Raw genomic sequence first — 12,698 nt, forward strand, 5'->3', positions numbered from 1 at the left:
GATGTGGCAGGTGAAGGAGGAGCCTTTAGAGAAATTAGGGGATGATTACAGCGCTTGAGCCGTGTTGTTTTCGTCGTCGTTATGCTGACGCTGGTGCATTTTGCGACCGTAGAACATCAGGATAACGAGGCTGACGATGAAGGTACCGGACAGTTCGAAGGAGCTTGCACCCATCAACGCGATGAAGCAGAACGCACAGCCCAGCACGGAGCAGATAAGGCTGACGAAGTTACGAACGTTGATGCCTTCGAAGCGAATCAGGTCAACGCAGGAGTAGAAGTAAGGCAGCATGGTCAGCAGCACGGCGATACCGGTCAGTTCACCGAACAGGTCAGAAGCTTTACCGCCGTTGGAGTTCATCACGGTGATGATGATCATCAGACCGGTCATTTTCAGGCCAGCCAGCAGCAGACCTTTTTTAGGAATGCCGTTTTTATCGAGTTCGCCGTACACTTTCGGGAAGTTACCGTCGTTGGCGGCACGCACACCCGCCTGACCTACCAGCATCATCCAGGAGCCCAGAGAAGTCAGGCACGCAAAGGCGGTGAAGGCGGAAACCAGCGGTGCGGCCCAGCTACCCAGAATGGTTGAGGCGCTGACGGCAAACGGCGCACCGGAAGAGGCCATCACGGAAGCGGGATACATCCCGGAGATAACCTGAGTGGCAGCGATATAAACGATACCGGCCAGCGCGGTACCGAGCATGGTTGCCATGGGTACGGTACGTTTCGGGTTTTTCACCATGCCGGTGCTCACTGCGGCAGATTCCACGCCGACGAACGCCCACAGGCACAGCAGAATACTTTTAATCACCGCGTGTGGATCGGTCGTGGTAGAGGTGTTCCAGTTGGCGTGGTAGGTCGCCATGTCAAACCAGTGCCAGCCCACCACGGCGGTCAGTACAACCGGGATCAGCACCAGGAACAGGCCGATAGTGGTCAGACGGCTCACCCAGGTACCGCCCAGCATGTTGATAAAGGTGAACAGCCACACGATGGCGATACACGCGATACCGGCAGGAATCGGGTCGTTTAATACCGGGAAGTAGGTGGATAAATAAGAGACGGCGGTAATACCGATAGCCAGGTTACCGATCCAGTTGGCATGGTAATAAAGGACGCCGGTCTGGAAGCCGAAAGCGGGAGATAATTCACCAGCGTACGCAATGGGGCCACCCTGCTGCGGGTTCTTCGTTGCTAGTCGAGCGTAAACGTAAGCCAGTGACATGGCACCAATAATAGAAATAACCCAGCCCCAAATGGCAATACCACCGATACTGGCGAGGTTCGCGGGTAATAATGCGATACCGCTCCCCATCATATTCCCGGCAACAACGCCGGTACAGGCAAATAGCCCGATCTTTTTGGCAGAACTCATGTTCGTTTCTCCTGAACAGTATTTTTAGGACCGGATCGCGAGATGAGAAATGACGAATGACCCGACCAACTGACGGCAATTATTACTGAGCAGGCTAAGAGAAGTCCTAAAGTAAAGGTGAAGTAAAAACAAACATAGAAAAAATGAGGTCTTTACCTTTTTAACGTAACACGTCAGGATAAAAACTTTATATCAGGAAAAGGTAAATAGTGACTAATTACAATTGGTTAGGTGGTGGTATTTTAAGAAGGTTAATGTTGTCACAAAGTAACAAATAACACCTTGTGACAACATCAATATTACATCTTAAGGGTGATTATTTAACCATGATAATCGAGTTATTGGGCTAACGATTACTCTTTAGCTAAAAAAGACTGCAAATACGGGACTATTTTTTCAATCGAGGTCTGGAATACACCGTTTTGAATCCAGTACAGCGTGTTCTCACCTGGACGTAAATTAAAGGCCGTAATATAGGCATCAGCCGCCAGACGACTCTCGCCTTTCATTTCGTAAACTTTACCCAGCAGCACGTAGTTAAGCCATGACATCTCAATTTCAATGCTTTTATTCACCGCCTCGAAGGCGTTATCGATACTACCGTGGCTTAAATAGTCGATAGCTTTAATTCGATACAGTATGGCGCTGTTCTGAATATCCGGCATTTGTTCTACGCGCGTTAATTCTTCATTCAGCGCGACCAGTTGCTGGTTATCAAAAGGCTGCTGCGACTGGCGTAAAACATCCACCATCGCCTTTTGCGCATAGGCATAGGCAAAATGAGGTGAGGATTTAGTAATGTTTGTCAGTAGCGTGCTGGCCTTATTTAACGACGGCGCATCGCCGACAGAAACCAGCTGCAGTGCCTGGTAAAACTGCGCCAGTGACTGCGTTTCCGGCAGCTTCAGCCGGGTCAGTTCCTTTTGCATCCCCTCTGGCCACGGCTGGGCCAGTGCGCTGGAGAGGCTATCGAACAGATCGCCCTGGATAGAGACCAGGTTGCTATCAGTGACAAAATAGCGCTTATCGAGCATGGTTGAGCCGTCGGCGTTGTCGATAAGCAGCACCGACATAAAGCACTGCTGGGCGCGGTAGTGGCGCTGATTCACAAAGCTGATGGTCAGCGTCTTCCCGGAGCTGCTCGGTTCATTGACGTTATAGTTGGTTTTGTCGTGAACCATAAAGGTGGAATAGGTGTTCAGCGAGGTGGTAATCAGCGTGCCGAGGCCGATGGCATAAGACTGCTGCGAGGCCCAGTTATTACAGGAGGATCCCGGTTCAAAGCGAACGTCAATATCGCGCGGGTTCAGCAGCAGATGTGCACGCGTGACCTGCGGATGCGGGCGCACCACGCTTAACAGGACCATGGCAATCAGCACGCCAAGCGAGAGTAAAAAGGCACATTGGGTCCAGAAGTTGGCGAACCAGCGGCGTGGTTTGTGCTCTACGGTGGCGGCAGGCGAAGGGCTTTTCGTGGGGGCTACCGGTGCGCTCTCAGGGGCGGTGGTAGGCTGTATCTCTGCGGCTTGATCTTGTATTTCAGACTCGCTAAGCCAGGTCACCGGGGCCGTAAGCTGGTAGCCGCGTTTGGGCACGGTAATAATGTATTCGGCGTGGCTATCGCCACCGTCGCGCAGCGATTTACGCAGTTCAGAAATACTTTGCGTGACCACATGGCTGGTCACAATATTCCGCATCCAGATGTTATCAATAAGCTCGTCGCGGCTGAGCACTTCCCCTGGGTGGTGGGCAAAATACATCAGCAGATCGATTAATCGAGGTTCCAGAGTGAGCTGGCGTCCAGGGCGGCTTATTTGATTCACTGAAGGCGTGACGAGCCATTCCCCAACGCGCACAAACGGTTGTTGCATAAAAATGAATCACCAAAGGAAAAGAAATAGATAAGTGGGTAATGATAACACAGCTCACTACTCTATTTTTTGACTGGGACGAGCGAAGAAAGGCGGGAAGGCGGGGAGTTTCCTACCCGCCTGGAAAGAAAAGATTACAGGACTTTATGGGGGCCGAAGCATTCGTAGTGGATGCTGTCGGCGTTGACGCCAAGCTCAACGAGTTGTTTTGCCGCATGCTGCATAAAGGCCACCGGGCCGCACAGGTAGAACTGTATCTGCGGATCCTGCAGCTTATCGGCAAGCGCTGAAAGCGCCATCAGCCCTTCGCTGTCGAACGCGCCGGACTGGCGGTCTGCGTCGGTCGGGGTGCGATACCATAGGTGTGAGGTGAAGTTCGGCAGCGCGCTACCCAGCGTTTTCACCTCATCGGCAAAGGCGTGGACGCTGCCGTTTTCCGCCGCGTGGAACCAGTTCACCTGTGCCGGATGGCGGTTTTTTGACAGCGTATCCAGCATGGCCAGCATTGGCGTTTGCCCCACGCCACCGGAGATCAGCGTAACCGGGGTTTGCGGGGTGACGTTAAGGAAGAAATCTCCGGCAGGCGCGGCCAGATAGACCACATCGCCTTCTTTTGCCGCGTTATGCAGCCAACTGGAGACCTGGCCGCCGTTTTCACGTTTCACGGCAATGCGATAGCCTTTACCGTCCGGCTTGCGGGTCAGCGAGTATTGACGAATCTCCTGATACTCGAAGTCTTCCGGCTTTAGCCATACCGCCAGATACTGGCCCGGCTGATAATCGGCCACCGGTTGACCATCTACCGGCTCCATCTCGAAGCTGGTAATCAGATCGCTACGCGGGGTCTTTTTGACGATGCGGAACGCACGGGTACCTTCCCAACCGCCGGTTTTATTGGCGTTATCCTGATAAATCTCAGCTTCACGGTTGATAAACACGCCCGCCAGCACGCCATAGGCCTTGCCCCAGGCATCCAGCACTTCCTGGCCTGGGCTAAACATCTCATCCAGCGTCGCCAGCAGGTGCGCGCCCACAATGTTGTACTGCTCTGGTTTGATCTGGAAGCTGGTGTGCTTCTGGGCGATTTTCTCTACCGCCGGCAGCAGTGCGGGCAGGTTTTCAATATTGCTGGCGTAGGCGGCAATGGCGTTGAACAGCGCTTCACGCTGGTCGCCGTTACGCTGGTTGCTCATATTGAAAATCTCTTTCAGCTCCGGATTGTGGGTGAACATCCGATCATAAAAGTGGGCGGTGAGCTTCGGGCCGGTTTCAACCAGCAGGGGGATAGTGGCTTTTACGGTGGCGATGGTTTGAGCGTCAAGCATGGCAGGTCTTCCTTTCAATCAATGTTATCTAATGTTGCATGTTAAATGCATCTTATAAAAATACCCCTGTTTTGTAAATGGTTCTTTGAAAGAATGCACCATTGCGGTTACAACATGAATTATTCACATCACAATCCTGAAAAGAAATCCGTTTCCCTGCCTCAGCCCTTTATTCCTCAATCCCTTGTGCGGCGCGGAGGAAAACGTTTGCGTAATTTCGTTTGTCAAGACCTGTTATCGCAGAACTAATCAGTTATACTGTTGGCCGTTGTCCAATTGGACTGCCTTTTCAGGCCAAAATTTAATTGTTAGCTGAGTCAGGAGATGCGGATGTTAAAGCGTGAAATGAACATTGCCGATTATGATGCCGAACTGTGGCAGGCTATGGAGCAGGAAAAAGTACGTCAGGAAGAGCACATCGAACTGATCGCCTCCGAAAACTACACCAGCCCTCGCGTGATGCAGGCGCAGGGTTCTCAGCTGACCAACAAATACGCTGAAGGTTACCCAGGCAAACGCTACTACGGCGGTTGCGAATACGTTGATATCGTTGAACAGCTGGCGATTGACCGCGCGAAAGAACTGTTCGGCGCAGACTACGCTAACGTACAGCCGCACTCTGGCTCTCAGGCTAACTTCGCGGTCTACACCGCGCTGCTGCAGCCGGGCGATACCGTTCTGGGTATGAACCTGGCGCAGGGCGGCCACCTGACTCACGGCTCCCCGGTTAACTTCTCCGGTAAACTGTACAACATCATCCCTTACGGCATTGATGAGTCCGGTAAAATTGACTACGACGAGATGGCTAAGCTGGCTCAGACCCACAAACCGAAAATGATCATCGGTGGCTTCTCCGCATACTCCGGCGTTGTAGACTGGGCAAAAATGCGTGAAATCGCTGACAGCATCGGTGCTTACCTGTTCGTCGACATGGCGCACGTTGCCGGTCTGATTGCCGCGGGCGTTTATCCGAACCCGGTTCCACACGCTCATGTTGTGACTACCACTACTCACAAAACCCTGGCAGGTCCACGCGGTGGCCTGATCCTGGCGAAAGACGGTAGTGAAGAGCTGTACAAAAAACTGAACTCCGCGGTGTTCCCAAGCGCGCAGGGTGGCCCTCTGATGCACGTTATCGCTGGTAAAGCGGTTGCGCTGAAAGAAGCGATGGAGCCAGAGTTCAAGGTTTACCAGCAGCAGGTTGCTAAAAACGCCAAAGCGATGGTGGAAGTGTTCCTGAACCGTGGCTACAAAGTGGTTTCCGGCGGTACTGAAAACCACCTGTTCCTGCTGGATCTGGTTGATAAAAACCTGACCGGTAAAGAAGCAGACGCCGCTCTGGGTCGTGCGAACATCACCGTGAACAAAAACAGCGTGCCAAACGATCCGAAGAGCCCGTTCGTGACTTCCGGTATCCGTATCGGTTCCCCGGCTGTTACCCGCCGTGGCTTCAAAGAAGCGGAAGTGAAAGAGCTGGCTGGCTGGATGTGTGACGTGCTGGACAACATCAACGATGAGTCCGTTATCGAAAGCGTCAAAGCGAAAGTACTGGATATCTGCGCTCGCTTCCCGGTTTACGCGTAATCGCTAACCGTAAGATGCAAAAAAGGCCGCGCAAGCGGCCTTTTTTTATGCCCGATAAGCGTCGCGCCATCGGGCAATACTTAGCGCCGATCCAGAGAAATTTTCCCCGGCCCGACAATCGCCAACAGCAGGAATGCGCCTGAAATGCTGATGTTCTTGTAGAAGTTAATCATGTTAGGCATCACCGCATCGCCGGTCATGTTCCAGAAGTGGTGACCAATCACCGCCGTCCCCAGAGTGTAGAAAATAAAAATCACCGCCAGTGGACGGGTAAAGAAGCCCAGAATCACCAGAATAACGGCCGGCACTTCCATCAGAATGGCAATGATGGCCGCCAGCGCAGGCATTGGCGTGCCGATGGATGCCATATACTGCACCGTTCCATCGTAGTGAAGCATTTTGGGATAGCCGGAGAGAATAAACAGCAGCACGATAGCGATACGCGCAATCAGCAACAGCAAGTCGCGCGATGCGCCAAAGTCGAGATAACGGAGAGCGTTCATGGTCATTCCATGGTGTAAGTACGTGTGATTTAAACGTAATACACAATGTTGCTCCCTGCCACCGCGCGCACATAAATCAGTCTTATGGCTGTAACGTACGTACCGCACCATGGCAGGACGATAACCCCGCTTTGATGCCCGGTTATATGAATATTTCTAATACGAAGTTCGTCGCTTTTCTGTGCGCTCTTGTCGGGGGGCAGCGAGAAGCGAGCGCGGTAACCGTTTGTGCGGACGGATGACTGACGCAAAAACAGCTAAAGGTGATTTTCATCACAATTATTTTGTTAATGTGAGGAGTAGTGCTCTTCAGAATGTGGGTTGAGTCATTAGACTAGGGGCTCCAAAACGGGAGGACCCATGGTTTTGCACTCCACGCGCTGGCTGGCGCTCAGTTACTTCACCTATTTCTTTAGCTACGGCATTTTTCTTCCCTTCTGGAGCGTCTGGCTCAAAGGCGCTGGGCTGTCGCCCGAAACTATCGGTCTACTGTTAGGGGCGGGGCTGGTCGCTCGTTTTCTCGGCAGCCTGCTGATAGCGCCGCGAGTGAGCGATCCTTCGCGCTTGATAAGCGTGCTGCGCATTCTGGCGCTGATGACGCTGTTGTTCGCCGCCGCGTTCTGGGCGGGTACGCAGGTTGCCTGGTTGATGGTGGTGATGATCGGTTTCAACCTGTTCTTCTCGCCGCTGGTGCCGCTTACCGATGCGCTGGCGAACACCTGGCAAAAACAGATAACGATGGACTATGGCCGGGTGCGCCTGTGGGGCTCAATTGCTTTCGTGATTGGTTCTGCGCTGACCGGTAAGCTGGTGAGCCTGTTCGATTACCACGTCATCCTGGTGATGCTGAGTCTTGGCGTCGCGTCAATGCTGCTGGGGATGTTGCTAAAACCGTCGGTGATGCCGCTCGGTGAATCCCGCCATCAGGAGAGCGTTGGCTGGCCGGCCTGGCGTTCCTTAGTCACGCAAAACTGGCGCTTTCTTGCCTGCGTGAGCCTGCTTCAGGGGGCACATGCCGCCTATTACGGTTTCAGCGCTATCTTCTGGGAAGGGGCGGGGTACTCGGCGTCGGCTATTGGCTATCTGTGGTCGTTGGGCGTAGTGGCCGAAGTGGTCACCTTTGCGCTGAGTAAAAAGGTATTCCGTCGCTTTAGCGCCCGGGATCTGCTGCTGCTGTCGGCCATTTGCGGCGTTATCCGCTGGGGGCTGATGGGCTGGACGACGAGTCTGCCGTGGCTGATTCTGATTCAGATCCTGCACTGCGGCACCTTCACCGTCTGCCATCTGGCGGCGATGCGCTATATTGCCGCCCGTCAGGGGAGCGAAGTTATCCGCCTGCAGGCGGTCTACTCGGCGGTGGCAATGGGCGGCAGCATTGCGGTGATGACCATGTTCTCAGGCTTCCTTTATCAGCATCTTCATCAGGGGCTGTTCTGGGTGATGGCGCTGGTGGCGCTGCCTGCGCTGGTGCTGCGACCAAAAACGGTCGCCCGCTAGGTTTCCAGTATCTTGCAGATATGCTGCTGCTGATGCTCGCTGAGCGGTTGCTCGGCGTGGATCAGCGGCGGTGAAAATAGGGGCAGGGCAATCGCGTAAGGTGAAATCACGAGCGTGCTGTTTTTCGGCGCGCCCTCTTTCTGGAAGACGTTGACCGTCAGGTACTTCACGGTGAGCGGCAGCAGCGTCAGTTCCCTCAACTGCTGTTCAATCTCCTGCTCCAGCGCCGGGTTATCGCCGGTTAACAGCACCACCTGTTTCTCGTGAAGTTCGCTCTCCTGCATTAATCCGGCGCCAAAAATCACCGCAATCAGCGCCGCTTCATCGTCGCTGAAGTGCAGGGTATAGCGGGTTTCAAAATCACTCAGCGCCGCACGAGTGGTGCGGATCAATCGCGGATAGAGTCGGTGGATCTCTTCCGGCAGGTGATGATCGATGCCGATCTCAAACACGCAGCGGTTCAGCGCCTGCGCTACGTGAACGTAGAGCTGATCGTGCAGGCTGCGTTCATTGGTGAAATGGCAGTGCGCCTCATGCTGAAAACGGTCGACCAGCCGGGCAATCGCCAGATGTAGCTGCTGGTCCTGCTCGCGTCCATCAAACTGGGGATTTGGCACTTTCAGCAGCATAAACAGCAGCGCCAGGAAGTGCTGCTCGTTGCGGTTTGGCGTTTGCATTACCCGCCTCTGCCAGTGGTGGACAATATCCGCCGCCATCTGATATTCCAGCGTGGACTGCGTCCAGGCGCTTTGCAGCGTGCTAAAAATAGGGCTTTCTCCCTGATGATGCTGTAATAAACAGTACTGGAGATAGAGGCGTAAAAACTGCACGTCACGACATTCAAAATCGCGCTGCAGGCTTCGGGCGCAGCGGTTCACCAGCGCCTGCAGGTTGGTTTCATCATATAGCGTACGCGGGATCTTCAACTGCCTGAGCTGCGTTTTCAGCGCTGGTGTAAAATGGTGCGTCACAAAGTGCGGACACAGACGCAATGCGCGGCGAAGCCAGTGCAGTAAGCACAGGCGCAGGTCGAGGGTTGTGCCTTCAATCCGATAGCAGCCATCCGCCTGAGTGGCGATCGCCAGACGATGGTAACGCTCAACCTCCTCTCCGGCTTCAATGACATCTTGCCGGGCGGTGGAAACATCGACATTATTCACCATGCCAATGTATTCCGCCGTGATGGAATGACCAGGGAGATAGAGCATCAGCAGCGCCTGGCAGCGGCGCTGCGGACTGGAAAGCACAGATGGCGGTTCGAGTACGGTCATCATCTGTTGGGATCCAGCAGCAGGTTATGAGCATAAGAATAGACAAAAGATAACGGCAGCTAATGAGCTTTAGCTAAGGAATGCGGGTGACGGTCACAGAATTTTTCACTGAGGAACCGATGAAGAGAGTGAAACAATGCGCGGTTCTGATATTTCTTACGGTTTTATCGTTAAACGTCAGCGCACATCCGCACAGCTTTATTACCATCACTAACCAGCTGGTGGTGGCTGACGGCAAGCTGACGGGCATGAAAATGCGCTGGGTAATGGATGAACTCACCTCGGCGGATCTGCTCTACGACGCGGGCAACGCAAAACCGGGCGATGAGGTTTGGAAAAAGCTGGCCGCTGAGGTGATGGCGAACGTGCTGGGGCAGCACTACTTTACCGAGTTCTGGCACGACGGCAAAAAGGTGAAGTTCGAAAACCTGCCTACCGCCTACGGCCTGGCGCGACAGGGGCATCAGGCGGTGCTGACCTTCACCTTACCGCTGGCGACGCCGCAAACGCTGGCGGGACAGACTTACACCTTTTCCACCTTCGACCCGACCTATTATGTCGATATGAGCTACGAGAAGGACGGCGACGTGGCGTTTGCGCCAGATTTTAAAGGTGCATGTAAGGTCAGCGTCCATACCCCGCATCCCAACGATGAGATGCTCTCCTACGCGCAATCGCTCGATAAAGCGGATGCGCCTCCGGAAGATATGGATCTTGGAAAACAGTTTGCGCAGAAGGTCACCATCGCATGTCAGTAATCTCCGTTAATCGTCGCACCTCGCGCCGCTGGCTGTCGCTTTGGCCGCTGCTACTGTTTTTTGCGGTTGCGGTTATTGGCTTGCTATGGCTCTGGCAGGCCTGGCCACAGGTCATGCTGCAAAGCGTGGTCTGGCAACGCGACGTGAACCAGCAGATGAGTGGTTTGTTACAGGCCGTGGCGGAAAATCCGACTCAGGCGGGCGGGGCGCTGCTGCTGTTCAGCTTTGTCTACGGCGTGCTGCACGCGCTGGGGCCGGGGCACGGTAAGGTCGTCATCACCACGTGGCTGGCCACCCATCCGTCAAAGTTAAAATCCAGTATTGGCCTGACGCTCGCGGCTTCTTTATTACAGGGGCTGGTAGCCATTGGCCTGGTCATCGTTGTGCTGACGCTGCTACGACTTCCGGCGCGCCAGCTGCACCTCAGCAGTTTCTGGCTGGAGAAGGGCAGCTATGCGCTGGTGGGCGTGCTGGGATTATTACTCTGCTGGCGGGCGCTGAGAAAGCTGCGGGTACTGCTGCGCAAACCGAAGTTTACCGCTTTTACGCCACATCACGTTCATGACCAGCACTGCGGCTGTGGTCATCAGCACATGCCGGACCCTAAACGGCTTGAACGTGATGAAGACTGGCGGGCGAGGCTGATGATTATACTGTCGATGGGCATGCGCCCCTGTTCCGGTGCCATTATGGTGCTGCTGTTCAGTAAAGTGATTGGCGTGTTTGGCTGGGGCGTTGCCTCTGCGCTGGCGATGGCGGCAGGAACGTCGCTCACCATCTCTTCTTTAGCGCTGCTGGTCCACGTTTTTCGCACCCTGGCGGTGAAGCTCAGCGGTAATAAAACGCCGGTACTCTGGCGGCAGGTGGGGTGGACAACTTTGGCACTGGCAGGTGGCGCGGTTCTGGTCGCTGCGGCGGTGGTGATGTGGGTGAGTGCAGTGCCGGTCAGCAGAGGGTTAAGGCCGTTCTAGAGTGAAATGCTGGTCAATAAGGTGACCAGCATGTTCTTACTGCTGCCTGAAAACGTTAGTTCAACGTGTAATCCAGCGTGATTTCTGCCTTCAGAACCTGGGAAACCGGGCAACCCGCTTTGGCTTTTTGGATGATGCCGTCAAACTGCTTCGGATCGATACCGGGCACGCTCACCTTACTCTGTAAGGCGATTTTGGTAATGGCAAACCCGCCGTCGGTTTTATCCAATGAGACGTCTGCCGTGGTATTGATGGCATCAGGGGTATAGCCTGCCTCACCCAGCATCAACGATAACGCCATCGAAAAACAGGCCGCATGCGCTGCGCCAATCAGCTCTTCCGGGTTAGTGCCCTTTGCGCCTTCAAAGCGAGTATTGAAGCCGTAAGGTTGCTGGTTGAGCACGCCACTTTCAGTAGAGACCGTCCCTTTTCCGCGTTTGATATCGCCTGACCAGTGTGCCGAACCGTGTTTGTGAATGGTCATTCTCGTTCTCCTTTTGGCTAACAAAAGGCTAAGTATAGACGACGCATCTGGCGGCAACGGGAATAGAGATAATTCTGGGGGAAGGGTAGGTACAAAAAAAAGAAGCCCGCAAAGGGGCTTCTTAATGACGTGGAGTCCGAACTTAGCGCTTCAGCGCTTCGCTCAGTTCGTCACGCATGTTCGCCAGCATGGCTTTCACGATGCGTGGGTTACCTGCAACGACGTTGCCGGTCATCATGTAGTTATGGCCACCGGTGAAGTCACAAACGATAGCGCCTGCTTCACGAGCGATCAGTTCGCCAGCGGCGAAATCCCATGGCTTCAGGCCGATTTCGAAGTAGCCGTCAACGCGCGCAGCGGCAACGTAGGCCAGATCCAGCGCAGCGGAACCGGTGCGACGGAAGTCAGCGCATTCGGTAAACATTTTACCGAGGATGTTCATGTAGGCGGTAGCGTGCTGTTTCGCTTTGAACGGGAAACCGGTCGCGATGATAGTGCCATCCAGATCGCGGCCAGTGCTGCCGCGCAGACGGTAACCGTTGAGCTGTGCGCCCTGACCGCGGGTAGCGGTGAACAGTTCGTTGCGCATTGGATCGTAAACCACAGCCACTTCAGTACGACCTTTAATGCGTACGGCAATGGAGACGGAGAAGTGTGGAAGACGTTTGATAAAGTTGGTGGTGCCATCCAGTGGATCGATAACCCATTGAACATCCAGATCTTCGCCAACATGTTCACCGCTTTCTTCGGTGATAATGGTGTGTTGCGGGTAAGATTTGCGAATGGTGTCGATAATCATCGCTTCAGCGGCTTTATCAACGTTAGTCACGAAATCGTTGCTGCCTTTCTGGCTCGCTTCAACAGCTTCTGGTGTTTCGTAGTTTTTGGCAATCAGGTTACCCGCCTTGCGCGCTGCGCGCACGGCGATGTTCAGCATCGGATGCATCAGGTTACTCTCACTGGATGTTAAAGAACGGGGAAAACGGCGCATATCATAGCAGCGAATTCGGATTCTGTCTCAGGTTTATGGTAATATGGTTGAATAATCTTTAGACGA

At 54.0% G+C, this 12,698-nt stretch carries 11 protein-coding genes; 4 read left to right on the forward strand and 7 right to left on the reverse strand.

Translation table 11 applies throughout. From position 1 onward, the window contains the following. Nucleotides 1–45: 45 nt before the first annotated feature. From cadB to hmpA, 3 genes are all read right to left on the reverse strand, one after another. On the reverse strand, nt 46–1,377 hold the full coding sequence (gene cadB, locus HII27_RS16295; RefSeq protein ID WP_185668874.1) for a cadaverine/lysine antiporter: 1,332 nt from the start codon (nt 1,375–1,377) through the stop codon (nt 46–48). A gap of 353 nt (nt 1,378–1,730) precedes the next feature. Next, nucleotides 1,731–3,248: a lysine decarboxylation/transport transcriptional activator CadC gene (gene cadC / locus HII27_RS16300; RefSeq protein ID WP_185668875.1), complete on the reverse strand. Its 1,518-nt coding sequence runs from the start codon at nt 3,246–3,248 to the stop codon at nt 1,731–1,733. A 134-nt stretch (nt 3,249–3,382) separates the two neighbouring features. Next, entirely contained in the window at nt 3,383–4,573 is a 1,191-nt protein-coding gene (hmpA, locus tag HII27_RS16305) for an NO-inducible flavohemoprotein (protein ID WP_185668876.1), read from the reverse strand. A 330-nt stretch (nt 4,574–4,903) separates the two neighbouring features. On the opposite strand from hmpA, the gene glyA reads away from it, so the two are divergent. After that, a complete protein-coding gene (glyA, locus tag HII27_RS16310; protein ID WP_035891344.1) occupies nt 4,904–6,157 on the forward strand; it encodes a serine hydroxymethyltransferase in 1,254 nt (417 codons plus the stop codon). Between the two features lie 80 nt (nt 6,158–6,237). Here the strand turns inward: glyA and HII27_RS16315 are convergent, their stop codons facing one another. Then, the gene (locus HII27_RS16315; RefSeq protein ID WP_185668877.1) at nt 6,238–6,660 is read right to left on the reverse strand and encodes a DoxX family protein; all 423 of its coding nucleotides are present in this window, start codon (nt 6,658–6,660) and stop codon (nt 6,238–6,240) included. A 360-nt stretch (nt 6,661–7,020) separates the two neighbouring features. Between HII27_RS16315 and HII27_RS16320 the strand changes: the two genes are divergently transcribed. Continuing rightward, nucleotides 7,021–8,157, forward strand: a complete 1,137-nt coding sequence (locus HII27_RS16320) for a 3-phenylpropionate MFS transporter (RefSeq protein ID WP_185668878.1) — start codon at nt 7,021–7,023, stop codon at nt 8,155–8,157. Here the strand turns inward: HII27_RS16320 and csiE are convergent. After that, the gene (gene csiE, locus HII27_RS16325) at nt 8,154–9,431 is read right to left on the reverse strand and encodes a stationary phase inducible protein CsiE (protein ID WP_185668879.1); all 1,278 of its coding nucleotides are present in this window, start codon (nt 9,429–9,431) and stop codon (nt 8,154–8,156) included. The two genes, HII27_RS16320 and csiE, sit on opposite strands and share 4 nt — an antisense overlap. Before the next feature lie 116 nt (nt 9,432–9,547). Here csiE and HII27_RS16330 point away from each other — a divergent pair, with 116 nt between their 5' ends. Together HII27_RS16330 and HII27_RS16335 are read left to right on the forward strand one after the other, a co-directional pair. Further along, a complete protein-coding gene (locus tag HII27_RS16330) occupies nt 9,548–10,186 on the forward strand; it encodes a DUF1007 family protein (RefSeq protein WP_185668880.1) in 639 nt (212 codons plus the stop codon). Continuing rightward, entirely contained in the window at nt 10,177–11,157 is a 981-nt protein-coding gene (locus HII27_RS16335) for a nickel/cobalt transporter (protein ID WP_185668881.1), read from the forward strand. Before HII27_RS16330 ends, HII27_RS16335 begins: the two co-directional genes overlap by 10 nt. Before the next feature lie 55 nt (nt 11,158–11,212). Here the strand turns inward: HII27_RS16335 and HII27_RS16340 are convergent, their stop codons facing one another. After that, complete coding sequence (locus tag HII27_RS16340; RefSeq protein ID WP_185668882.1) at nt 11,213–11,641, reverse strand: OsmC family protein; 429 nt, start codon at nt 11,639–11,641, stop codon at nt 11,213–11,215. Between the two features lie 142 nt (nt 11,642–11,783). Further along, nucleotides 11,784–12,587 carry an inositol-1-monophosphatase gene (gene suhB / locus HII27_RS16345; RefSeq protein WP_185668883.1) on the reverse strand — a complete coding sequence of 268 codons (804 nt, stop codon included), beginning with the start codon at nt 12,585–12,587 and terminating at the stop codon, nt 11,784–11,786. Between the last annotated feature and the right edge of the window lie 111 nt (nt 12,588–12,698).

The organism is Kluyvera sichuanensis, from assembly GCF_014218705.1.
GTDB classification, from domain to species: domain Bacteria; phylum Pseudomonadota; class Gammaproteobacteria; order Enterobacterales; family Enterobacteriaceae; genus Kluyvera; species Kluyvera sichuanensis.

What these genes read in the sequence shown, in the direction of transcription:
- cadB (WP_185668874.1), bottom strand. Translation starts at nt 1,377, where the DNA reads ATGAGTTCTGCCAAAAAGATCGGGCTATTTGCCTGTACCGGCGTTGTT.
- cadC (WP_185668875.1), bottom strand. Translation starts at nt 3,248, where the DNA reads ATGCAACAACCGTTTGTGCGCGTTGGGGAATGGCTCGTCACGCCTTCA.
- hmpA (WP_185668876.1), bottom strand. Translation starts at nt 4,573, where the DNA reads ATGCTTGACGCTCAAACCATCGCCACCGTAAAAGCCACTATCCCCCTG.
- glyA (WP_035891344.1), top strand. Translation starts at nt 4,904, where the DNA reads ATGTTAAAGCGTGAAATGAACATTGCCGATTATGATGCCGAACTGTGG.
- HII27_RS16315 (WP_185668877.1), bottom strand. Translation starts at nt 6,660, where the DNA reads ATGAACGCTCTCCGTTATCTCGACTTTGGCGCATCGCGCGACTTGCTG.
- HII27_RS16320 (WP_185668878.1), top strand. Translation starts at nt 7,021, where the DNA reads ATGGTTTTGCACTCCACGCGCTGGCTGGCGCTCAGTTACTTCACCTAT.
- csiE (WP_185668879.1), bottom strand. Translation starts at nt 9,431, where the DNA reads ATGATGACCGTACTCGAACCGCCATCTGTGCTTTCCAGTCCGCAGCGC.
- HII27_RS16330 (WP_185668880.1), top strand. Translation starts at nt 9,548, where the DNA reads ATGAAGAGAGTGAAACAATGCGCGGTTCTGATATTTCTTACGGTTTTA.
- HII27_RS16335 (WP_185668881.1), top strand. Translation starts at nt 10,177, where the DNA reads ATGTCAGTAATCTCCGTTAATCGTCGCACCTCGCGCCGCTGGCTGTCG.
- HII27_RS16340 (WP_185668882.1), bottom strand. Translation starts at nt 11,641, where the DNA reads ATGACCATTCACAAACACGGTTCGGCACACTGGTCAGGCGATATCAAA.
- suhB (WP_185668883.1), bottom strand. Translation starts at nt 12,587, where the DNA reads ATGCATCCGATGCTGAACATCGCCGTGCGCGCAGCGCGCAAGGCGGGT.